The sequence below is a fragment of the Tautonia marina genome, assembly GCF_009177065.1.
Taxonomy (GTDB): domain Bacteria; phylum Planctomycetota; class Planctomycetia; order Isosphaerales; family Isosphaeraceae; genus Tautonia; species Tautonia marina.
Map to the genome: position 1 here is coordinate 23464 of NZ_WEZF01000028.1, position 24026 is coordinate 47489.

Below are 24026 nucleotides of genomic sequence, written 5' to 3' on the forward strand. Positions count from 1 at the left end.
TCTATTATTCGGGATTGGGGCCGTCGATGCACGCCTCCCTCATGACGGAATCCTCGGCCCTGCGTCTCCAGATGAGTCTGGAACGCCCCGGATCCCAGGACTGGGTCTTCCTCCAGACGCGGACGCGGCGGATGTCTTCAGGTCAGCCGACGCGTGCTGATCCCTGCCGACTGAACAGAGTCCGACCTCTGAGGGAGGCCCGCCCCACCTCACGCATTGTCCGACCTCCGAGGGAGGCGATGGGAGTTTCCTGCCGGGAGCGCCTCGCAGGGGCGCCCACCCGACTATCCGACCTTTGAGGGAGGATTCCTCCTCATTGGGAACGCCTCCCCCGTCCCGAACACCCGACCTTCGAGGGAGGAATTGCGCTTCGGCAACGACCCTCGGGGGAGGATTCCAAGGCGCATCGAGGCCGCGACTTCCGACCTCTGAAGGAGGATTCTCCGGTCCGCAGTCATTCGCGCGACCGACGCAGCACCAGGAATGTCCGACCTCCGGGGGAGGATTCGTCCGACCCTTGAGGGAGGATGACCTTTGGGAGGACGACCAATGAGGGAGGCTCCTGACGACCAATGAGGGAGGGTTTCTCGACCATTGAGGGAGGATTCTCCGACCATTGAGGGAGGATTCTCCGACCATTGAGGGAGGATTCTCCGACCATTGAGGGAGGAAATTTGCCATAAGTCATTGTGGCGTATAGGCTATTTTTCGGGTAACTCTTATAACTCTTTAACTGGTGTAACTGAGTAACTAGAAGTTGCTGTCTCCGAATTGATTCGGAGAAAAGAAGGGGGCCAGGCGATGCGCGACGAGGCGCCGGAGGAGCAGATCGAGGCAGTGCTCCAGGACCGGGGGACGGGAGGGCGCGATGAGATGAATATCGCCGAGTTCCCGATCACGCTCCTGGCCGACCGCGCGCCGAGGGGCCAGCGGCGGATCGAGTATTCCGACCGCATCTTCGACCCGGGGACGAACCGGGAAATCGATCGCCGGCTGGTCATCAGTGCGCCGGAGGAGTACGGCCTGCCAACGGCGATCGACGACGACGTGATCCTGGCCCTGATCCAGCTCACCCGACGCCAGAACGGCTTTGCCAAGCCGGAGGTCCACTTCACGAGGCTGCAGCTGATCGACCTGCTCGGATGGCCCGACAAGGGGAGGAGTTACGACCGGATCACCGCCTCGCTCGACCGATGGGCGAGTACGTATTTGAAGTATGAGAACGCCTGGTGGGACAACGAGGGACGGCGCTGGACGAGCGGCGGCTTCCACATCATCGACAGCTACAAGCTCGGCGATGGCCGGGCCCCTGGGGGGCGGGCCTCGCGGTGCCGGGTGGTCTGGGGTCGAGAATTCTTCAAGAGTTGCCAGGCCGGTTATCTCAAGGGGCTTGACTACGACCTGTACATCCGGCTCACCAGTCACCCGGCGCGGCGGATGTACCGCTTCCTGGACAAGCGGTTCTATCACAAGTCGGAGTGGGAGTTTGAGCTCAAGGACTTCGCCTTCGAGCACGTGGGCCTGAGCCGGACCTACCGCGATGCGGGCAAGATCAAGGAGAAGCTGCGGCGGGGGATCGAGGAGCTGGAGCAGGTGGGCTTTTTGGAGCCCTTGCCGCCAGACGAGCGGTTTCTCAAGCAAGGGCGCCGGTGGCTGATCCGCATGGCCCGAGCCCGCGAGGAGGCGATCGCTGTCCCTCCCCCGGAGGTCGGAGCCGATCCGGTGGTCCAGCACTTGATCGACCGCGGCGTGTCGGCGGCGACGGCGGTCGAACTGGCCGCGACGTATTCGGCCGAGGCCATTGCCCGGCAGATCGAGGCATTCGACTGGCTCGTGGCGCGCGAGGACCGTCGCATTCGCCTGAGTCCGGCGGGATATCTGGTCGAGGCGATCCGGAAGGACTACGCCTTACCTCGCGGTTTTGCCACCAAGGCTGATCGGGAGGCCAAGCGTCGGGAGGCCGAGGACCTGTTCAGCCAGGCCCATCAGGATCGCCTTCGGGAGCGCGAGCGAGCCTCGCAGGAGCGGGCCGCCCGTCAGGCGATCGACCGGTTTTGGGAGGAACTGGGGGCCGACGAACGCGCCCGGATCGACGAGCAGGCCCTCGCCGCGGCCGAGGCCGAGGTGGCGGATGCCTATCAGGCCATGACCCCCGCCTCGCTGCGTGCGGTGTTCTTCCGGGACACCATTCGCGAGCCCTACTTGCGGAGCCTGCTGGCGGATCGGGTATCATCATGACCCGGGGCCCGCGATCACGGTCGGGCCGCGAGGTTTGATTTTCAGGGGGCTCATGAGCCAAACCGAGCGTTTCCCCCATCGCAACGAGGCCACGTCTCGCGCCACCCCCCCTGCCCCGGGAGCCTCCCGGACCCGGACCCCGGATTCGATCTCCGAGGGGGCGAGGGGCGGGCTCCGGAGGCTGGTCGGTGGAGCCTGCTGGTCCTACCCGATCCTGCTCGCGGTCGTCTGGGCCGTCCAGGCAATTCTCGGTGACCGCTGGTGGCCGGGGACGATCTTGCTCTACGGCCCGCGCTGGTTCTGGGGACTGCCCTTGGGGGGCTTGCTCCCGCTGGCCTTGCTCCTGAACCGTCCGGCAATCCGCCCCCTGCTCTTCGGCACGATCCTGCTGCTCGGCCCGGTGATGGGGTTCGTCGTCCCCTGGCGATCCTGGATCGCTCCTGCCCCCCAAGGACCGGTCCTTCGGGTTCTGACCTGCAACACCCAGGGGCTGGAACTCGATCCCGAGGCGCTCGGTGATCTGATCGATCAGCTCCAGCCCGACGTGGTGGCGCTCCAGGAATGGTCGGACCTGAACCGGGAGCAGGTCTTTCGTGACGACGCTTGGCACTACCGAACCGATCGGCCCGGCCTCGGGCTGGCCAGCCGCGTGCCGATCCGATCGGCCGAACCACTCACCAGCTCCCAGCTCGCGGGCCGGGGCTTTCTCGTCTGGTTCGAGCTCGACGCCCCAGGCGGGCCAATTCACCTGGTCAATCTCCATCTCGAAACCCCCCGGGGCGGTCTGGAAGCGGTCCGCTACGAGGGGATCGACGGTGTGCCCGCATTTCGGGAAAATATCGACATGCGATGGCGTGTTTCGAAGGCGGCCCGCGCCCTGATCCGTGATCGGGGAGGCCCGGATGTCATCACCGGCGACTTCAACCTGACCGCCGACAGTCCGATCTTCCGCCGCTACTGGACCGTCGAGCAGAACGCCTTTGGGACGGTTGGCCGCGGCTTCGGGGCCACGAAGTACACCCGATGGTTTGGCGCCCGGATCGACCACGTCCTGACCGGCCCCTCCTGGCAGCCGGTCCGCGTTTTGGTCGGTCCGGATGTGGGGTCGGATCACCGTCCCTTGATCGTTGACCTGGTCCAGGTCGGTCCCACCGAAGCCCACTGAGCTGTCCGCAGTGGCGGTTCAGCGGAGGTTTTGCGCCGTCGAGACCATCCAGTCGACGGTCCTGTGGAGGCCTTCCTCGAAGTCGACGATGGGGGCATAACCGAGCCCCTCGCGGATGGCGGTCAGATCGGCCTGGGAGTCGCGGACGTCGCCGTCGCGGGGGGGAGCGAACTCGGGCTCGATGGCGGTACCGAGGGCCTCATTGAGACAATCGACGAGTTCGCGCAGGCTGATGCGTCGGCCGGTGCCAACGTTGTAAACGGCGCCGCCGAGCGGACGCTCGGAGCGGAGGGCGAGCAGGTTGGCGTGCACGGCATTGGCGACGAAGGTGAAGTCCCGGGTTTGATGGCCGTCGCCGTAGATCATCGGGGTTCGCCCTTCGGCCAGGGCTCGGGAGAAGAGGGAGATGACACCGCTGTACGGGCTCGAGGGGTCTTGCCGGGGACCGAAGATGTTGAAGTAGCGCAGGCTGACCGCATCGAGCCCCATGGTCTTCGCGTAGACGCTCACATAGTGCTCACCGGCCAGCTTGCCGGCGGCGTAGGGGCTCAAGGGGCGAGGGAACATTCCCTCGTGCTTGGGTAAGGTCTCGGTGTCGCCGTAGGCGCTGCTGGAGGCGGCGAAGACGACGCGGCGGACGGTGCCGGACTGCCGGGAGGCCTCCAGCACGTTCAGGGTCGCCGTTGGGCCGCTCGCATGTGAGGCCAGGGGTTCCCGGACCGATCGGGGGACGCTCGGAATCGCGGCCTGATGCAGGACCGCGTCCGCACCGTCGACGGCACGCTGGCAGACCTCGAACTCGGACACGTCGCCTTCGATCCACTCGTAGCGGCCCTCCAGGGGGGCGAGGTTCGTGCGGTGGCCGGTGACGAGATTGTCGACGACCCGCACCCGATCACCGGCCTCCAGCAAGGCCTCGACCAGATGGGAACCGATAAATCCAGCTCCCCCGGTGACCACGATCAGATTTCCCAAAGGCTTCAGCATCGCCATGGCACTGCGTCTCGATTCATTCATGGGAACGGCACGCAAACACGAACGTCCGCCCAGCACGACGCGGGGGGCACACAATTATGGGTCGCGGTCGAACCGATCGCACCCCCCTGCCCTTGGTGATCCCGAGGAACCGATCCCGTCGGAAGCCGCTCATGGGGTGATCCGCGGGTGAGTTCGACGTGCTCCAGGCCATCCTTGAACAGGCGAGCGAAGCGTTACGCGATCCCCTTTGAGGACGTTCGCGTCGAACCTGTCACGCTCAGCCCGGCCGGCAAGGGCGTCGGCCAGGCTCTCCTCTCAGAGGACCAGGAACGAGCGTGAGGTGTCGAGGAAGAACGTCCCCTGCCTGGGCGCCGTTTTCGGCCCGCGAGGGGGGTGTCCCGGTCGATGACGCGGGCGTCCTCGGACGGGACAGAGTCGAGGCAGCAGGCCGTGTCGATCCAGTCGAGGCGGGGTCCCGAGGCCCTCGACTCGGAACCGGAACCCCGCCTGTGTTTTGTCGTCGACGGCGGCCATCTCGTGACCCAGCACGCGACCCGCGATCCGGTCGCGAGCCACGTCCCGGCCCGTGCCGCGTGATGTGGTGCGTGCTCATGATGATTCTCCCCGCTGGCGAACGCTCACACGATCCTCCGCCGATCGGCGGGGTCGTCGGCCAGTGGTGTGTCCCTGTTCACGCGGAAGCGATTCTCGCCCACCTGGGAGTGATTGGCAGCGGGCGAAGGGGGGCAGCCGGTCATCGCCTTGGACACCCGACCTGGCCTGCCGAGCTTCGCCGATGATATGCTACAGGAGGAATCGTAAGGAGGCCTGGCATGGCGACGATGACGATTTCGCTCCCGGATGAGGACAAGGCGTTCCTCGAGCAGGAGGCGGCCCGCAGGGGCTTCACGAGCGTCGCGGCGTACATGGGCGCCCTGATCCGGGAAGACCGCAAGCGCCAGGAAACTCGGAGGCGGGTCGATGACCTGCTCCTCGAAGGGCTCGATTCCGGGCCGGCCACGCCGATGACCCGGCACGACTGGGACGCGATCCGGCACGAGGTCCATCGCCGCGATGCCGAACGGCGGGGATGATCCGATGGCAGGAAACCCGCCGAAGGTCGAGCGGAGGCCCGAGGCGGTCCGCGACGTGATCGAGGCTGCCGACTTCATCGCCCGCCGCACGAGCCTGGCCGCCGCCGATCGCTTCCTCGCCGCGGTTGAGGCGACGGCCGATCGGCTGGCCAGGATGCCCGGACTCGGAGCCCGCTGGGAGAGCGATCACCCTCGCCTGGCCGACCTCCGCGTTGCCTCCGTCTCCCGGTTTCGCAAGCACCTGATCTTTGACCGAGCGACTCCCGACGGGATTGAACTGGTCCGCGTCCTGCACGTCGCCCGCGACCTCGATCGCCTCCTCGACTCCGAGTCCCCGTAGGGCTCGCCTGAGCCGTTCCGTCCGAGACCGTCGTTGTTCAGACCGAAACCTCTCCCCGAATGAGCGCGGAGATCGTGGCCCCAACGATCCTCACGCAGCCGACACGCTGGCCGGCCACTGCCGCTTGGCATGACCATCACGCTCGACGGCCGGCCAGGACTCGGCGCTGGGGATCACCGCACAGAGGGCGATGCCGATGATGTCCAGAGGGACCGCGGATCCAGGACCCTGACGCCCCCTCCGCAGGACCACCCCGCAGACCTCCAAGACGACCGCTCCTGAGGCGTCGGCCCTGGGGGGCTCAGGAGGGCCAATCCTTGGGGCAGCTCGCGCCCGCGATCTGCCCCCCCGGGAATGCGGGCGACCGTTGGCGGTTCCTCCCCCATGATCAAGGCAACGGAACAGCCTCGATCACCGGGTGATCACCCCGGTCGGGTCCGATCCGGTCGGACCTCCACCCGCGAGCCGTCGGAGGCGGAGACCGACCGCGTGATCACGCGGGAATCATGCCGGTCGCGAGATGCGTTTCGACTTGACTTGCGCCCGGTCACAGAGGGCGTGATCACCGGGTGATCCCGCCCCGATCCCTGGTGTCCCGGGCGAGCAATCCCTCGTTGGTCGGACCTCCTGGGAATGCGCGGGTGATCGCCGGGGACCAGGAGACGATTCCGCGCCGGACGGTGTTCAGAACGCCCGGCGATTGGCCTTGAGGCAGGGAGGTGATCACCCGGTGATCAGACCACCCATCGTTCTTCGGAACCTCGCCGGACGGGCAGGATGATCACCGGTTAATGGGAGGGCCGAGGAGGCCGATCGGCGGGGGAGAGTCCCGGAGGATGGGCGGGCGGGCAGGACGTTGCCGGCGGGCGGACGAGCCGGAGTGATCACCCGGTGATCAGGGGCGATTGAGGTCGCAATCCGGCCATGCCCCGATCACCGGACGGGTGGGGTGATCACCCGGTGATCGGCCGAAGGGTTTGGTCCACGCGAACGGCCTCGCCGGCCGAATGATCGCAGGGGGATGGATGAGCTGGCAGGTGGACCATGGTCGAGCGAGAAGCCTCGGTGATCACCCGGTGATCAGGGGCGATCGGGGCACGATTCGGCCCACGAAGGAGGGGGCCGACCACCGGAGCGGCGACGGGGTGATCACCCGGTGATCACGCCCTGAGCAAGCCTCGGAGCGAGGTCGAATGCGAGGCGAAGGCCCCAGTCGGACGACAGGGGAATCGAGCGTCAGAACGGGGGCGCAGCGGCCGGTCGTTCGGAGGGGTGATCACCCGGTGATCGGGGCGGATCCGGACTCTGTTCGGAGGAGCGAGCAGGGGGGGGAGGCCGACGGTCGTCGAGGCGGTTCGGGCCGGGGTGATCACCGTGTGATCGCGCCTCGGGAGAAGGACTTCATGAGCAGCGCGGCGACGGTCGATACCAACTCCGGAAACCCGAGCAAGGCAAAGGAGCACATGATGGCCATTGTGGCGATGGTGAATCAGAAGGGGGGCGTGGGCAAGTCGAGCACGACGATGCACCTGGGAGGGGCCCTGGCCCGGCGCGGGCTCCGGGTCCTGGTGGTCGACAATGATGCTCAGGCGAGTCTGACCAAGGGCCTGCTCGGCGACGAACCGGCGCGGGCCCTCGACCCGGTCACGACGGTCTATGCCCTGTATGCCGGGATCCCGACACCGGAAGACCTGCTCGTTCGCGCAACCGACTTTGATGGCCTGGCCCTGCTGGCCGGGTCGCCGGCGTCGATCAGCTTCAACGTGCCGGACCCGCACCTGATCGACCCCCGGGAACAGGCCGTCTTGCGCGACGCCCTGCGGCCGATCGCCGAAGGGTTCGACGTGACGCTGATCGACTGCTGCCCGAATCTCCAGCGGGCGACCTGGTCGGCCTTGCTCGCGGCCGATGCGGCCCTGATCCCGACCATGCCCGAGCTGTTTGGAGCGCAGGGGCTGGCCGAGGTCCGCGACTGGGTCGCCCTGGTCGAGCAGACCTGGGGCCGGTCGCTCCCGATCGCCGGGGTCCTGGTCACGATGTTCAACGGCCGCCGGGCGATGCACCGGACGTTTGCCGAACTGCTGGCCGACGGCTGCCCCGAACTGTTCGAGGCGACCGTGCCCGAGTCGGCCGACTTCCCGGAGGCGATCGCCGCCGGCAAGCCGATCCACTACCACAAAGCCCGCGGAGCGGCGGCCAGGGCCATCGACGCCGTGGCCAATGAACTGCTCACGCGGCTGGCCGATCTGGGCCTTCGGACGGATGAGTCGGACGACACGTCGAGGGAGGCCGCCTGATGAGCGCCGAGCCATCGAAGGCCGACAAGGCCAAGGAAAAGACGCTGGCGAAATACGGGGCGTCGATGAAGTCGAGCCTCGGCTTCAACCGGACCCCCGGCACGCCGGCCGGCATGGCTCCGCCGAGTGGGGCCGTCGGTGCCCGGATGACCGGGGTGATCAACGACCGGGAAGCGGCGGTCATCGGGGTTGATCGGATCGTCTCCGACCCCGACCAGCCGCGCCGCGAGTTCGACGACGAGGCACTCGATCGGTTGGCGTCCTCCCTCAAAGGTCGGGGCCAGCTTCAGAACGTCGTCGTCTACTGGTCGGACGATCTCGGGTCGTATGTGCTTGTCTCCGGCGAGCGCCGGTGGCGCGCTGCCCGGCGGGCAGGGTTGACGACCCTGCGATGCAAGATCCTCGACCGCAAGCCGGACGACTCGGATCGTCTGTCGATTCAGCTGGTCGAGAATTGTGTGCGCGAGGATCTGCGGCCGGTCGAGCAGGCGGCGGCCTTCCGGGCCTTGATGGAGGCCAACGGCTGGAGCACCCGGGACCTGGCCGAGGCCCTGCACATGGCCCAGGCGAAGGTTGTCTACGCGCTTGGTTTACTCGACCTGCCGGACGATCTCCGCGATCGGGTCGACCAGGGGGAGCTTGCCCCTCGAACTGCCTACGAGATCGGTCGTCTCGACCGTCCCGAAGACCAGCGCGCCCTGGCCGATCGGGTCGCCTCCGAAGGCTTGACCCGGGACGAGGTCGTCGCCGAGGTTCGAGCGGCTCGGGAGGTTGCCGAGGAGGTCTCGGAAAATCGGACCTCCGGCAAAGGCAAGACCAAGGGCAAGGGCAGGGGGGGAGCGTCCTCCCGTTCCAGGGGCAAGGCGGCGCCCCGCTTGCCGACCGCGAAGGTCTTCCGCGTCCCCGGGGGAGGAAAGGTGACGCTCGAAAAGGCGCGCGGCCTCGACGCTGAGAGCTACCGCGCCGCGGCTCGACTGTTGCTCGATCACGCCGATCGGATCGATCCGCGTTCCGAGCGACCCGATTCGGCAACCGGCTCGGAGCCTCAGCCCGAAAGCACTCTTGAAACGCAACCTGATGTGGCGGCCTGATCGATCGTCCGACGGTCCCCTCGACGCCGCGGGGGCCGTCGGCTCGGTGGCGGTCGTGGCATTCCCATGGACACTGCAAGGTGTTCTTGTGTTTGTGAAACTGCATGAGCGTTCCAGCCAAACGAACGACTGTTCAAGGGCAGGACAGCTTGGATTTCCTCCGAAAAGGCACCGGATGATCCTGCGGTTTTGCTACACTCGATCGTCATGGGAACGAACTGGAACCGGTGAGGTGAAAGCGCGCGTGGTGATGGGTTCTTCGCTGGAGACTGTGACAGACCCGCGCAAGAAAGAGATCGAACATGGACCATCCACATCCAAGGCCGTGGCATCAACTGGCGGCCAATGAGGTCATTGCATACTGGGAGAGCCATGCGGATCGAGGACTGGCGTCCGGTGAAGTGCCGCAGCGTCAGCAACGTTATGGACGGAACATCCTCACGCCGGCCCGAGGGCAGGGACCGCTGGTTCGGTTCCTGCTCCAGTTTCACCAGCCCCTGGTGTACATCCTGCTGGTGGCGACGATTGTCACCCTGGTGCTCGAGGAGTACATCGAGGCCGCCGTCATCTTCGGGGTCGTCCTGATCAATGCCGTGGTCGGGTTCGTTCAGGAAGGCAAGGCGCTCAAGGCGATCGAGGCGCTGGGCAAAACGCTGGTGGCCGAGGCCACGGTGATCCGAGACGGCCACAAGGTGCGCGTCGACTCGACCGAGATTGTTCCGGGTGACCTGGTCCTGCTGCAATCCGGAGACAAGGTGCCGGCCGACCTGCGCCTGCTCCGTGCCCGGGATTTGCAGATCGCCGAGGCGGCGTTTACCGGCGAATCGGTTCCAGTCGAAAAAGCCTCCGGCGCGTTGCCGGACGAGATCCCCCTGGCCGACCGCAAGAACATGGCCTATGCGTCGACCCTGGTGACGTTCGGCCAGGGGGCCGGGGTGGTGGTGGCCACGGGCGACCAGACCGAGGTGGGGCGCATCTCGCAGCTCATGGCGTCGGTCGAGGAACTCCAGACACCGCTGACGCGTCGGATCGCGCAGTTCAGCAAGGTCCTGGTCGTGATCATTCTGGTGCTGGCTGCGATCAACTTCGCCTTCGGCCTGGTCCGCGGTCAGGAACCGGTTGATTTGTTCATGGCGTCCGTGGCCCTGGCGGTGGCGGCGATTCCCGAGGGGCTTCCGGCGGCCGTCACGATCATCCTGGCGATCGGCGTCGGCCGGATGGCCCAGCGGCGGGCCATCATTCGCAAACTCCCGGCGGTCGAGACCCTGGGAAGCACGACGGTCATTTGCTCGGACAAGACCGGCACCTTGACCCAGAACCAGATGACCGTCACCGCGATCGTGGCCGCCTCGGAACACTTCCCGGTCACGGGGGTCGGCTACGAGCCCGAAGGAGTCATCCAGGCGACGGTTGGCGAGCCGTCGGACGGGCAAGACATGACCGACCCTGCTTCGAAGGTCATGCACCTGTCGGTCAACGACCTGCACCGACGGGTCGCCTTGCTGGAATGCGTGCGCGCCGGCGCTCTGTGTAACGACTCGCAACGGGTTCAGAAGGAACACGGATGGGACATTCAGGGGGATCCGACCGAGGGCGCGCTCCTGGTCGTGGCCGCCAAGGCCGGTCTCCAGCCGGAGGTGTTGCACGAGGAAAACCCCCGCGTCGACTCCATCCCCTTCGAATCCGATCATCAGTACATGGCGACCCTGCACGATCAGGGCCTTGACCGACCCCGCGTGGTCTACGCGAAGGGTTCGGTCGAGGCGATCGTGCAGCGGTGTGACTCGGTGATGGATGCGACCGCGCACCCGCATCCCTTGAACCCGGACGCGATCCATGCCCAGGTGGCCGACCTGGCCGCTCGCGGGCTCCGCGTCCTGGCCTTTGCGCGCAAGGAGTTGCCCACCGAGACCTCGGGCATCGAGCATGAGGATCTGCGATCGGGTCTGACCTTCCTCGGGCTTCAGGCCATGATCGACCCACCCCGACCGGAAGCCCTGGCGGCGATCCGGATCTGTCAACGTGCCGGGGTGCGGGTCAAGATGATCACCGGCGACCACGCCCTGACCGCCTCGGCCATTGCCGGGCAGCTCGGACTGGAGCAGGGGACCTCGTCCTCGACCTCGTCCTCGACCGAATCGACCGAACTGCCCAGAGCGATCACGGGCCAGGAACTCGTCCGCTACACCGATGAGGAACTCATCGACGCGGCCGATGAAACGGCCGTCTTTGCCCGGGTCGCTCCTGAGCAAAAACTTCGCCTGGTCCGAGCGCTCCAGGCCCGAGGGCATGTCGTGGCCATGACCGGCGACGGTGTGAATGATGCCCCCGCCCTGAAGCAGGCCGATATTGGCGTGGCCATGGGCCAGGCGGGCACGGACGTCGCCCGAGAATCCTCGGACATGGTGCTGACCGACGACAACTTTGCGTCGATCGAGGCCGCGGTTGAGGAGGGTCGGGGGGTTTTCGACAACCTCACCAAGTTCATCGTCTGGACCCTGCCGACCAACGGCGGCGAGGGACTGGTGATCATGGCGGCGGTGCTGCTCAGCACCCAGTTGCCCATCTCCCCCGTGCAGATCCTCTGGGTCAACATGACCACCGCCATCATGCTGGGGATGATGCTGGCCTTCGAGCCCAAGGAGCACGGGATCATGGACCGCCCGCCCCGCGACCCGCAAAGCTCGATCCTCAACGCGAACCTGCTCAAACGGATCGCCTTTGTGAGTGTCCTGCTGCTGCTTGGTGCCTTCGGCCTCTTCGAGTGGATGATCGAGTTCCGGGGAGCGTCTCTGGCCGAGGCCCAGACCGTCACGGCAAGCGTCTTTGTGATCGGAGAGCTGTTCTATCTGTTCAACTGCCGATCCCTGACCCGGTCGATGGTTCAGATCGGTGTCTTCGCCAACAAGGCGGCCCTTGGCGGAGCACTTGGCATGCTTGCCTTGCAGGTTCTGTTTGCCCACGCTCCCCCGATGAATCAGCTCTTCGGTACCGCGCCGCTGCCGTGGGATGTCTGGCTGATCATCGGAGGGTTCGGCATCGCGCTCTATACCGTGGTCGAGATTGAGAAGTATCTTGTCGGCTACGCCTTGCAAGGCGATTCGTTCCAGCCGGTAACGCATCACACACCGTCGGAATCGGACGAGGACCGATCATCTGGTCAGGCTTGATGGGGCGTTGTTCCTTCCTTTGCACCTTGCGATGCCTTGGGGCTTTCTCCGTGACGTGGGAGACGACATGCTGACGCGACGAACCTTTCTGGGGGCGATGAGTGCGGGTCCGATGCTCGGGGCGCGTGTCGGCCGAGTCGGGGCGCAGGATCAAGACGGCGCTGCCGCCCGCAAGCGGATGGCGGTGGTCACGACCGAGTGGCGCTATCATTCGCATGCCTGGCACATGGCCGAGCGGTTTCTCCACGGCTATCCGATCGCCGGTCGCTGGCACCGGCCTCCCCTCGATGTCGTTTCGGTGTATGTCGATCAGTTTCCGGAGAACGATCTCAGCCGTCAACGCTCCGAGGAATTCGGCTTTCCCATCTTCCCGACCATTGCCGAAACGCTGCGCGCCGGGGGAGATGAGCTGGCCGTCGACGCCGTGCTGATCATCGGCGAGCACGGCAACTACCCCCGCAACGCGTACGGCCAGACCCAGTACCCGCGCTACGAATTCTTCAAGGCGGTCACCGATGTCTTCCGCCAGGAGGGCCGGTCGGTGCCGGTCTTCAATGACAAGCACCTCTCGTGGCGCTGGGATTGGGCCCAGGAGATGGTGGGCCTCTCCCGAGAGCTCGACTTCCCCTTCCTCGCCGGCTCGTCGCTGCCGGTGACCTGGCGGATGCCCTCAATCGACCTGCCCTACGGCGCCGAGGTCGAGGAGATGCTCTGCGTCGCGATGGGCGGGGTGGACAGTTACGACTTCCATGCCCTGGAGACGATCCAGTGCATGGCCGAACGCCGGCGTGGCGGCGAGACCGGCGTGGCCGCGGTGCAGGGCCTGCGCGGCCAGGCGGTCTGGAATGCCATGCGGACGGGGGACTGGGCCTCGGGAGGCTGGGACCCCCGCTTATTCGAAGCCTGCCTGTCGCGCAGCCACACCCTGGCCCAGCCCGACACCTTCAGCCACCGCTATCCCACCCCCGAGCAGATCCAGGCCTGGGTCCAGGATCCGGTGGCCTACCGGATCGAGTACCGCGACGGCACCCGAGCCACCATGCTCCTGATGAACGGCCTGGTCGGCGACTTCACCTTCGCCGCGCGACTGAAGGGAGCCTCCGAGCCCCTCTCGACCCTCTTCCACCTGCCGCCGAACCCCAACGTCGTCTACTCGGCCGCTCTGATGTCCCAGGCTGAGGAAACGTTCCTGACGGGGAAATCCCCATATCCCATTGAGCGAACGCTGCTGACCACCGGTCTGGTCGAGTCCTGTGTCCGGTCCCTCGGTGACGGTGGCGAACGATCCGAGACACCCCACCTGGCGGTCTGCTATCAGGTTTCCCCTGCATCAACCTTTGCCCAATCGTAAGGTTTTTTATTCGAGGCGATGAGGAAGGAATTGCAACGCAACGCATTCCCTTCCTCCTGAGTCATTTTGTGGGCTGGAAGCCGGTCTTCCGGGGGGCAGTCGCAACACAGATCATCGAGGTGGTTTTGAGATTTCAAGAGACGTGAAAACTCGGAAAATGGTTTTCATTCAATAGGTTTATGGGCGATCAAGGAGCGATTGTTGTTGAAATTGCGAGTGCAAAATTGATCAAAACCCTTTGTGAACTTGATTCTGTGGAGAAGTTGGGTGTTCAGGCCCTCGGTCCGGGTGGGGTCGATCTCTGGGTGTTCCCACAACGCGAATGGTGTGAATTTGAAGATCTGTCTCAATTCGAAGGGTGGATTTCACGCGATGAATTGCTGAAAGCTCAGCGGTTTCGCGTGATTCGAGACCAGCGGACATTTCTCGCGACTCGGATCTTGGTTCGGGCGGTGCTGTCTCGTTACGAGGCCATTGCCCCCTCAGACTGGCAATTTGCGACCGGACGTTACGGCAAGCCCAAACTTGCGGAACCGTCCGTTGTTCCTCCGCTGTACTTCAACCTTTCGAGAACGAGAGGGATGATTGTTTGTGCGGTGAGCCGCACGTACGAGTTGCTTGGGGTCGATGTCGAGCGATGGGATCAGGGAGCCGAGAATCTCGTGATCGCGGATCGGTACTTTGCCCCTTCCGAGCTCGCTGCGTTGAAGGCGCTTCCAGACCAGGACCAGGCGGCCCGCTTCATGATGCTTTGGACCTTGAAGGAGAGTTATCTCAAAGCTATGGGGGTGGGGCTGACTCGGCCCCTTCAAACCTTTGCAATCACGATCGAGGACAATTCCAGGGCCGATGATCCGATCCGGATTTGGTTCGCACCTGGGTTTGAAGATGATCCGGCGGCATGGCGGTTCGCCTTGGTCGAAGTGGCTCCGGAGTATCTTGTGGCGCTCGCCGTGGCGACCGGAGGCGAACCCTTCCGGTTACGCGCACAACGGGTGACATCTCGAGATTTGGAAATTGCTTAGCAAGGTGCTTGTCATTGGCTGTGGTTTCTGAGGGCTTCTCTGAGGGCTGTGGCCAGAAACCCCAGATGAGGTGGCTGGAGCATTGTGAGGTGGTTTCCAGGGCATTCAATCACCTCAACACCTCCGTTTGCGATGGCTCCCCATCCGTTGGTCGCATCCTCGTGGGAGACGCGGGCCTTCTGGGGTTGGGTCGCTGCGCGGAACAGGACAATCCGACCGGGGTAGGGCTCGAGACCTTGGAGGTAAGCCTCGAACGAGTTCCAGAGAATCTCGTCACGAGGCTCAGGGGAGTGCGGGGTGGTTTTGAGCCTGGTTCCGGGGCGGATCTTGCTCTGAATTTTCTCGGAGAAATACTTGAATCGATCCGTCGTGGAGCGGTTCCGCAGGTTTTTCAGGTGGGCTCCGATCCACTCCCGTCGACTGCGCCGTTTGGGATAATTCGGCCCAAACACGTCGATCAGCGCAAGCATCCCCATGGAATGTCCCTCCGCGATGAGGCGCCGTGCCACCTCCAGCGCCAACAGACCTCCCAGGGAGTATCCGCCCAGATAGTATGGCCCCTCAGGGAGGACGGTTTTCAGGTCGTCGAGGAACTGCTCGGCAAGGGCAGGGATCAGTGCGGCGAAGGTTTGTCCCGACGGAACCTGGCCCAGGGTCACACTCAAGAAGGGGGCATCTGGTCCCAGACGCCGGGCAAGGGATGCCAAAGAGAGGCCGTGCCCGAGGAGCATGCCGTCTCGGCCGAAGCCTCCTGGAAAGCAAACGAAGGGGGGAAGCTGGGCTCCGTCGACGGGCGTGATCGCGACAAGCCGCGAGGGAGAGCAGGAGGGGATCGTTTTCCGGAGGGTTGCGGCGAACCGACGCACGGTTGACTGAGCGAGGAGCGTGGTCAGAGGAGGGCGGATTCCGAACTCGTCCTCGATCCGGGCGAACAGCCGCGTGGCGAGCAAGGAGTGGCCGCCGAGGTCGAAGAAATCGTCGTCAGGTCCGATGGCACGATTGGGGAGGACCTCCTGCCAGAGACGCAGGAGCGTTTGCTCATCCTCGGTCAGCGCTTCCGAGGGCGCACCGGTGGGTTCGGGATCGTCCAGCTTCCGACTGATCAGGGCGAGGCGATCGATCTTGCCGCTGGAAGTCATCGGCAACGCCTCGACCGCGACGACGAGCGATGGCACGAGGAATTCAGGCAGTTCGTCTCGCAGCGCTGGGCGCAGACGATCGGCCGTTCCGTCCGAGCCGTCAAGCACCACGAAGGCGACCAGGCGCATTCCCCCCGAGCCGTCGGGTTGAGGAACGACCGCCGCGTCGAGCACACCGGGATGGCGTCGCAACGCAGCCTCGATCTCCCCAGGTTCGACACGGAATCCCCGTAGCTTGATCTGGTTGTCGAGTCGGCCGAGGAAGACGAGAGTTCCGTCCGGGAGGCGGCGAACGCGATCCCCCGTGCGGTAGAGTCGGGGTTCGGAACCGTCTCCGAACGGGTTGGGGACGAACCGCTGAGCCGTCAGTTCCGGCGCATGATGGTAGCCGAGCGCAAGTCCGTCACCTCCGAGCCAAAGTTCTCCTGGGAGACCGACGGGGAGCGGACGGTGATGCTCGTCGAGCACGTAGGCCGTTGTATTCGCGATCGGTCGGCCGATGGGTACGGAGTGGACCCCTTCGGCCACCTCGTCCACCTGGACCGGGTGCCAGGTGGCAAAGGTGGTTGATTCCGTGGGTCCGTAAACATTGAGCAGGCGGCAGGGAGGCTGAGATGACTGGAGAACCGCCCGAGCTGCGGCGGGATCAAGCTCCTCCCCGCCGACGAGGAGATGACGAAGCGATCCGAAGGTCGAGGGCTGACTTTGGGCGATCTGGTGAAACAACGCGGTGGTCAGGAAGAGGGTTGTGATCCGCTTCGAGACCAGAAGGTTGCGAAGGGCCGCAGGGTTGACAAGCGTCTCCCGAGCGATGACCACGAGGGTGCCGCCGTGGAGCAAGGCTCCCCAGACTTCGAAGGTCGAGGCATCGAAGGCCAGGGTTGAAGCCAGCGCAACCCGATCAGAGGCATCAAGTGCGGCATAGTCGGTTCCGACGACCAGGCGGACAACGGCACGGTGCGGAACGAGGACGCCCTTGGGGAGTCCGGTCGAACCCGAGGTGTAGATGAGGTAAGCCGGGGCACTGGCGTCGACAGGTGGATCAACGACCTCCAGTGCGTCGAGCTCGCAGGGGGCGTTGCCCAGTTCGATCACGCTTCCCGTGAACGTCTGGGGAACGCGATCGGTTTCACCCTGACGCACAAGAACCACGGAAGCAGCAGAATCGCGGAACAGATACTCCAGACGCCGCGCGGGGGTGTCGGGCGCCACGGGGACGTACGTGGCCCCCGTTTTGAGCACCGCGAGCAAGGCGATCACCGCGTCGGCCGACCGATCGATCAAGAGACCAACCTTATCGCCGACCGATACGCCGGCAGCTCGAAGTCGGGTGGCCAGGCGGTCGGCGTGAGCCCGCAGTTCTCGGTAGGAGAGGATGCGGTCACCATCCTCGATGGCGGGGAAGTTGGGGCGGGCTGCGACCTGCTCATGAAAGAGTTCGACGAGCGATCGCTCTCGAGGGTAATCGGTCGTGGTCTCATTCCAGGAGGCCAGTTGCCGGCGTTCCTGGTCGGTCAAGAACGAACACGCGGAAAGCGGTTGGTCGGGTTGCGCGACCGCGTCACGGAGCAGGATCTGGAAGTGGTCGACCAGCCGGGAAGCCGTGTTGCCATCAAAGATCTCCGCGTTATACCCAAGCTGGCCGCGAATCGTGCCCCGGTGGACGGTCATCATCAAGGTGAGATCGAATTTTGCAACATCGAGCTCAAATTCAACTGTCGAAGCGTGAAGCGTCCCCCAGCCGAGGGCTGGACGGGGATAATCCTGCACGGTGAAGACGGCCTGGATCAGGGGGTGCTGGCCTGGATCACGACGTGGGTTTAACGATTCAACGATGCGTTCGAACGGAATGTCCTGGTGCGCCATTGTCTCCAAGGTGGTTTCCCGGGCTTCGCGGACCAGCTCGCGAAACGTTGGATCTCCAGGAAGCTTGACCCGCATGACGAGCAAGTTGACAAAACACCCCACGACCTCGTCGAGATCAGGGTGTGGTCGACCGGCTCCTGGAGAGCCGATTGCGAGATCGGTTTGGCCGGAGTAGCGACGCAGGAGTGCAGCAAAGGCGGCCAGGAGGACCATGAACAGCGAGGCCCCTTCAGACCGGGCGAGGTTCGTCAGTCCTTGGGCAACCGCTCCAGGGACCTCGATGGGAACGTGGCCTCCTTTCATGGAAGCCACGGAGGGTCGTGGTCGATCGGTGGGCAATTCCAGGACGGTCGGAAGATCCTCAAGTTGGTCAATCCAGGAATCCATTCGGTTGCGAAAGGCGTCACCCTCGAGCCGACCGGCTTGCCAGGCCGCGAAGTCACCGAAGGTCACGGCGAGTTCGGGCAATGGTGCGAACTGTCCGGTGGTCTGGTTGTGATAACAGGCGGCGATGTCTCGCCAAATCAATCCCAGTGACCAGCCGTCACAGGCGATATGGTGAACGGTCAATTGCAGGACGTGGTCTTCCGGGCCGAGTCGAACAAGCCGGGCTCGGAACAAAGGGCCGACACTCAGATCAAAGGGAACCTCTCCCTCTGTGTTCAGCCGCTTCGTGAGCACCGACCTACGCTCGTGGTCGGGAACCGATGACAGATCCTCGATCGGTAAGGGCCACGAGGGCTGATTGTCAGGCAGCACCACGGGAATCGGGTTCGTGTCCGCATCGAGGCGGAAGACCGTCCGAAGGGCCTCGTGGCGACGCACGACCTCACCCAGGGACCGGCTCAAGGCGGGCTCGTCGAGGGGACCAGTGAGCCGTTCGGCCGAGCTGAGATTGTAACTTGGGAGGCCGGGGGAGATTTGGTCCAGAAACCAGAGACGCCATTGCGAAGGCGAAACGGGCGTCGGCGATCCCTGGGCTCGTCGAAGGGGGCCGGCGGCTGCAACCGACTCGCCCACACTTATTGAGTCCCTCAGCGCAACGGAGACACGACGCGCCAGGGCGGCGAGCGTTGGGTTTTCGAACAGGGCCCGGATGGGCAACTCGACGCCGAAGATGAGACGAATGCGAGCCATGACGCGCGCGGCAGCCAGGGAGTGGCCGCCCATCTCGAAGAAATCGTCCCCGAGGCCGATGGCCTCAACACCCAGGATGTCGGACCAGCAATCGGCCAAAGCGGTTTCCACGGGATCGCGAGGCGGGGGGGTCTCGGTGGTCCCTCCAAACGAGCCGCGTTGCACCGATGGCAATGCCTTGCGGTTGAGCTTTCCGCTGGTCGTCAACGGAAGGGCTTCGAGGGGGACGTAGGCGGAGGGAATCGCCGCCTCTGGGAGTTCCTCGGAAAGAAAACGGCGAAGAACCGCGGCAGACGGGGGGAGCGTTCCAGGCGGAGCAACCAGGTAGGCCGCAAGCCAGGAACCAGCGACCGAATCCTCATAGGCCACGACCGCCGCCTCCGACACGTCCGGATGGCGACGCAGTGCGGCCTCAACTTCACCGGGCTCAATACGAACGCCTCGGATCTTCATTTGATGATCGAGACGACCCAGGTACTCAATCGATCCATCCGGTAACCAGCGGGCCCGATCGCCCGTGCGATAGAGCCGCGCGTTGGCTGCCGGTTCGAAGGGATCGACGAGGAATCGTTCGATGGTCAGCTCAGGACGATTGAGGTATCCCCGGGCGACGCAGAGTCCCCCCAGAAACAGCTCCCCCGCCACGCCAATCGGTTGCGGTTGCCCGTGGGGGTCGAGAATGTACGTCCGTGCGTTGGCGATGGGTCGGCCAATCGGAACGGGTCCTGGGCGGTCGTCAGGATGGCAATGGTGGTAGGTCACTTCCACCGCGGCTTCGGTTGGCCCGTAGAGATTGTGCAGCTCCACGCTGGAGCCAAGCCGCTCGAAGAACCGATCGCGGAGGTCCGCCGTGAGGGCCTCACCACTCGAAAAGACGTGGCGGAGTGTTGAGAGACAGCCTGGGGCGCCGGGATCGTCCAGGAAGGGACCCAACATGGAGGGGACGAAGTGGCAGTGCGTGACCTGGGCTCGCGTGATGAGTCGAGCAATGTAAGAGGGATCGCGATGTCCATCCGGCCGAGCGAGGACCAGACAGGCGCCGGTCATCAAGGGCCAAAAGAACTCCCAGACCGAGACATCGAAGGTGTACGGTGTCTTTTGCAGGACCCGGTCTCCCGGGCCAATCGGGAACGTGAGCTGGCCCCAGAGCAATCGGTTGCAGATGGCCCGGTGCTCGTTGATCACACCCTTGGGAAGGCCGGTCGAGCCCGAGGTGTAAATCAGATACGCTGCATGATTCGGGGTGTTGATCGGCTCGGGGTTCTCGTCGGATCCCGGTGGTTCGATGTCAGGAAACCTCAACTCCACAAGCGGAGCAGGTTGACCCAGGGTCATCACGGTTTCCATCAAGGACGGTTGCGTGACGATGGCGTTCGGCTGAGCATCGTCCAGTAACCCTTTGAGGTAGGACGCGGGAGCGGACGGGTCGAGCGGAAGATAGGCCGCTCCCGCCTTGAGGACCCCGAGCAAGGCGATCACCAGTTCAGGAGACCGTTCCGCGACCACCGCGACTGTGGTTTCCGCGCCGACCCCGAGCGATCGCAGGTGATGCGCCAGGCGGTTCGCTCGTTGGTTTAATTCCGCGAAGGTCAGTGCGGCGGGAATGACCCCACCGTCGTCGTCCACATCAGGGAACAGCACCGCCACCTGAGTCGGGGTCTTTTGGACCTGGTCCTCGATCAGGTGATGGAGGGTGGTTTCGATGGGGAGGTCACGCTGCGTGGCGTTCCATTCATGGACCACACGATCCAATTCGGATTTGCTTAAAATTGGGAGGCGATCGATGGTCTGATCGGGATCGGCCACGGCGCCATCGAGGATGATCTGGAGCCGACCGAGAACGCGATCCGCGGTTTCGGGATCGAACAGGCCGGTGTCGTACTCGAGAACACCCAACAGAGTGTCACCGGCGTCGGTCAGCTTCAAACTCAGTTCGAGCCCGGTCGGACTTGATTGAATCTCGCGTTGAACCAGGGAGAATCCCGACCAGGACGGCTCAAGATCGCTCTGGGGTTCGACCGCAAATTGAACCGAAACGAGGGAATGATGGGCTGGCGATCGTACCGGCCGAATCGTTTCGACGAGGATTTCCGAGGGAAGCAGGTGATGGGCCCGTGCTTCGTGAATCCAGCCGTGATTCCTGGCCACGAGTTCCCGAAAGGTCGGGCTGCCGGAGAGATTGGCACGGAGCGGAAGCACGTTGGTCACCGGTCCGACCAGGTCCTGCAGATCCGGATGCTGACGCCCATCGTCAGGGTAGCCGACAACCAGCTCCTCGCTCCCCGCCATCCGAGCCAGGAGGATCTCAAACCCCGCCAGGATCACGGTGGCGATCGGAACTCCTTCCGCATCGCCAAGCGCTCGCAGGTCATTGAGCCTTGACCCAGCGAGCGACCACGCGAGCCGAGCCGTGGTCGTTCCCGGATCAACCTGTCGGGGCCGGTCGAACGGCAGTTCGAGCGGATCAGGCGCATTCGCCAGGTGGTTGGTCCAAAACGCAAGGGCTCGCCGCCGCGTCTCCTCCTGAGCCGGAGACCGTTGCCAGGTGGCATAGGCGCGGTATTGCCGTGGGAACGAGGTGAAGCCGCAGAGCGCTTGGGCGTCGTCGAGAGCGCGATAACGGGTCCCAAGGTCCCGCAAGATGAGGTCTTCAGAGAAGGGATCCACCGCGATTCGGTGGAAGGACAGGACAAGAAGGTGGTCTTCGCTGGAGACGCGGATGAGCGTGGCCCGGATGGGCAATTCCGCCGCCAGATCGAACGGATGGCGCGCCTGTTCCATGATCAGGCGATCAGCCTCAGGGCCCGCGTCGGGCCAACCGCTCTGATCATGAACACTGAGCGAGGGGCAGTCATCGACGTCAACCACGACGGCACCGGGGACTCCCTCCACGGTTTGGATCCGTGACCGGAGCACCTCGTGACGTCGAAGCAGTTCGAGCCAGGCACCACGAAGTCGGTTCGCATCGAGTGGTCCGACGATTCGGAGCACTCGCGTCTTCTGAAAGGTGGTTGGTGGGATCGAAAGTTGCTCAAGAAGCCAGAGGCGCTCTTGGACGAACGAAAGCGGAGCGGGCTCGGTTTGCTCGGGTGACCGTGTCACGACTGTTCGGGTTCTCGAATGCTGTGTTGCGATCGTCTGCCCAAGCCGCAATGGGTGGATTTCTGCCTGAGAGCAGGTTGCCTGATTCTCGTTCGTCTTCATGATCCTCAACACTCAGAACAGAAGGCGGATGGCATGCACTTGCAAATCACACGAACCGGGATTGTCCAGCTTCATCAGGGACCGGCCGTTTGCTTTGGCCGAGGTCAAACCGAACAGGCGGACTGCGTGAATCGTTCACGCTGGAGTGCGAAAACGCTCGATTCTTCCCCTTGTGATGCGGCGATGCGAATCAAGGTCAGCGGAGCGAATCCTTCGAGCAAGTCGTCACAAGTGATTCAAAACCAAACGGTTGCAAAGCGTGCCTGGTCCAAGAGTCGTACCGTCTGAGAACCAGGATCAGGGACGCAGGGTTTCAGGGAAAACGAGGATGACTGGTCAAATGTGACACCCCTCTCACCCGGATGAGGCGGACCTCCCTGCGCATCCGATCTGCCGAGGTTCCTTCTGGGGCGATCAGAAGGAGTTCGAGGGAGAATGGCTCGTCTTAAACAATGGTGTGAGCGTTCACGCCAGAAGGTCGCGGAGGACCCGACCGTGGACGTTGGTCAGACGGCGCTGAATGCCGTTGTGATAGAAGGTCAAGCGTTCGTGGTCGAGCCCGAGCAGGTGCAGCACGGTGGCGTGAAAGTCGTTCCAGTGGACGGGGGACTCGACGGCCTTCCAGCCGAGTTCGTCGGTCGATCCGTAGGCGATGCCGGGCTTCAGCCCGGCGCCGGCGAGCCAGACGGAGAAGCCGTACTGGTTGTGATCGCGGCCGGTGCCGACGACATCGGCGGCGGACTGGGTGAAGGGGGTGCGGCCGAACTCGGTCGTGAACAGGACGATCGTGTCGTCGAGCAGGCCGCGGCGGCGGAGGTCGCGGAGCAAGCCGGCGACGGGCCGATCGATCCGCGCGGCTTCCTGGCCGTGGTTCTGGCGAACGTCTTCGTGACCATCCCAGTTGCGGCGGGGGCTGCCGAAGGTACCGCCGGAGAAAAGCTGCACAAACCGAACGCCGCGTTCCAGGAGTCGTCGGGCGAGCAGGCAGGAGCGGCCAAACGGGGCCGATTCGGGGCGGTCGATGCCGTAGAGGGCCAGGGTCTCGGGACCTTCGGCCGCGAGGCTTGCGACCTCGGGGACGGCGGCTTGCATGCGGGCGGCCAGCTCGTAGGCCTGGATCCGCGCGGCGAAGGCGTCATCACCGGATCGGGAGGCAAGGTGGTCGCGGTTCATGGCCTCGAGGAGGGATCGGGAGGCGGCCTCGGCGCCGGGATCCACGGGGCGATCAGGAAAGAGATCCTCAATCGGTGCCCCTTCGGAGCGGATCATCACCCCTTGGTGCTGGGCCGGCAGGAAGCCGTTGGACCAGTGGATCGCGCCGCCGGCGGGCAGTTCCCGGGCGTCGGGGATGACGACAAACGCGGGCAGGTCGTCGGCCTCGGACCCGAGCCCGTAGGAGAGCCACGAGCCGAGCGCGGGGAAGCCGTTGAGCCGAAATCCGCTGTTCTCCTGGAACATGGCGGGGGTGTGGTTCGACGTTTCGGCATACATCGAACGGATGATCGTCAGCTCGTCGGCCAGCTCGGCGAGTTCGGGGAAGAGCTCGGAGATCATGAGTCCGCTCTGACCACGCGGCCGGAACGTCCAGTCCGGCGCCCGCAGGCGGCCGACCTGCCCGAAGAAGACGTCGGGACGCTCGTCGGAGACGAGGGACTGGCCGTGCGCGCGGATCAGCTCCGGTTTGTGGTCAAACGAGTCGACATGACTCATTGCCCCGCAGAGGCAAATGTGGATGGCCCGGCTCGCCCGGGGGGAGAAATGCGGGGGGATCACCCCGGACGCGCCGGGCTCGTCCGGCGTCCCGGCCCGGAGCGCCCCATCGCGGAGCAGGAGCGAGGCCGAGGCCGCGGAGGCCAGGCCATTGCGGGCCCAGTTGAGGAAGTCGCGACGGTCCATCTTGCCTGCCCCGGCGATCTGCCGACGAATCGAGG

12 protein-coding genes are annotated in these 24026 nt (G+C 64.6%); 9 read left to right on the plus strand and 3 right to left on the minus strand.

The window, feature by feature from the left end:
- Positions 1 to 801 precede the first annotated feature (801 nt).
- Positions 802 to 2238, plus strand: a complete 1437-nt coding sequence (locus GA615_RS24660) for a replication initiator protein A (RefSeq protein ID WP_152054009.1) — start codon at positions 802 to 804, stop codon at positions 2236 to 2238.
- 52 nt (positions 2239 to 2290) lie between these two features.
- On the plus strand, positions 2291 to 3403 hold the full coding sequence (locus tag GA615_RS24665; RefSeq protein WP_152054010.1) for an endonuclease/exonuclease/phosphatase family protein: 1113 nt from the start codon (positions 2291 to 2293) through the stop codon (positions 3401 to 3403).
- Between the two features lie 18 nt (positions 3404 to 3421).
- Here GA615_RS24665 and GA615_RS24670 read toward each other — a convergent pair whose 3' ends face one another.
- On the minus strand, positions 3422 to 4396 hold the full coding sequence (locus GA615_RS24670; protein ID WP_152054011.1) for an SDR family oxidoreductase: 975 nt from the start codon (positions 4394 to 4396) through the stop codon (positions 3422 to 3424).
- Positions 4397 to 5214: 818 nt separating this feature from the next.
- Here GA615_RS24670 and GA615_RS24675 point away from each other — a divergent pair.
- From GA615_RS24675 to GA615_RS24705, 7 genes are all read left to right on the plus strand, one after another.
- Positions 5215 to 5475, plus strand: a complete 261-nt coding sequence (locus tag GA615_RS24675) for a ribbon-helix-helix domain-containing protein (protein WP_152054012.1) — start codon at positions 5215 to 5217, stop codon at positions 5473 to 5475.
- Between the two features lie 4 nt (positions 5476 to 5479).
- Complete coding sequence (locus tag GA615_RS24680; protein ID WP_161602543.1) at positions 5480 to 5815, plus strand: type II toxin-antitoxin system RelE/ParE family toxin; 336 nt, start codon at positions 5480 to 5482, stop codon at positions 5813 to 5815.
- Positions 5816 to 7218: 1403 nt separating this feature from the next.
- Entirely contained in the window at positions 7219 to 8112 is an 894-nt protein-coding gene (locus GA615_RS24685) for a ParA family protein (protein ID WP_161602544.1), read from the plus strand.
- Positions 8112 to 9203, plus strand: a complete 1092-nt coding sequence (locus tag GA615_RS24690) for a ParB/RepB/Spo0J family partition protein (RefSeq protein ID WP_152054015.1) — start codon at positions 8112 to 8114, stop codon at positions 9201 to 9203. Before GA615_RS24685 ends, GA615_RS24690 begins: the two co-directional genes overlap by 1 nt.
- Before the next feature lie 302 nt (positions 9204 to 9505).
- Complete coding sequence (locus tag GA615_RS24695) at positions 9506 to 12373, plus strand: cation-transporting P-type ATPase (protein WP_152054016.1); 2868 nt, start codon at positions 9506 to 9508, stop codon at positions 12371 to 12373.
- 67 nt (positions 12374 to 12440) lie between these two features.
- The gene (locus GA615_RS24700) at positions 12441 to 13724 is read left to right on the plus strand and encodes a hypothetical protein (protein ID WP_152054017.1); all 1284 of its coding nucleotides are present in this window, start codon (positions 12441 to 12443) and stop codon (positions 13722 to 13724) included.
- A 179-nt stretch (positions 13725 to 13903) separates the two neighbouring features.
- Positions 13904 to 14749, plus strand: coding sequence for a 4'-phosphopantetheinyl transferase family protein (locus tag GA615_RS24705; protein ID WP_152054018.1), 846 nt, complete (start codon positions 13904 to 13906; stop codon positions 14747 to 14749).
- Between the two features lie 11 nt (positions 14750 to 14760).
- Here the strand turns inward: GA615_RS24705 and GA615_RS24710 are convergent, their stop codons facing one another.
- Together GA615_RS24710 and GA615_RS24715 are read right to left on the minus strand one after the other, a co-directional pair.
- Positions 14761 to 21993 carry a non-ribosomal peptide synthetase gene (locus GA615_RS24710; protein WP_161602545.1) on the minus strand — a complete coding sequence of 2411 codons (7233 nt, stop codon included), beginning with the start codon at positions 21991 to 21993 and terminating at the stop codon, positions 14761 to 14763.
- A 567-nt stretch (positions 21994 to 22560) separates the two neighbouring features.
- On the minus strand, positions 22561 to 23991 hold the full coding sequence (locus GA615_RS24715; RefSeq protein ID WP_152054020.1) for a DUF1501 domain-containing protein: 1431 nt from the start codon (positions 23989 to 23991) through the stop codon (positions 22561 to 22563).
- Positions 23992 to 24026 lie beyond the last annotated feature (35 nt).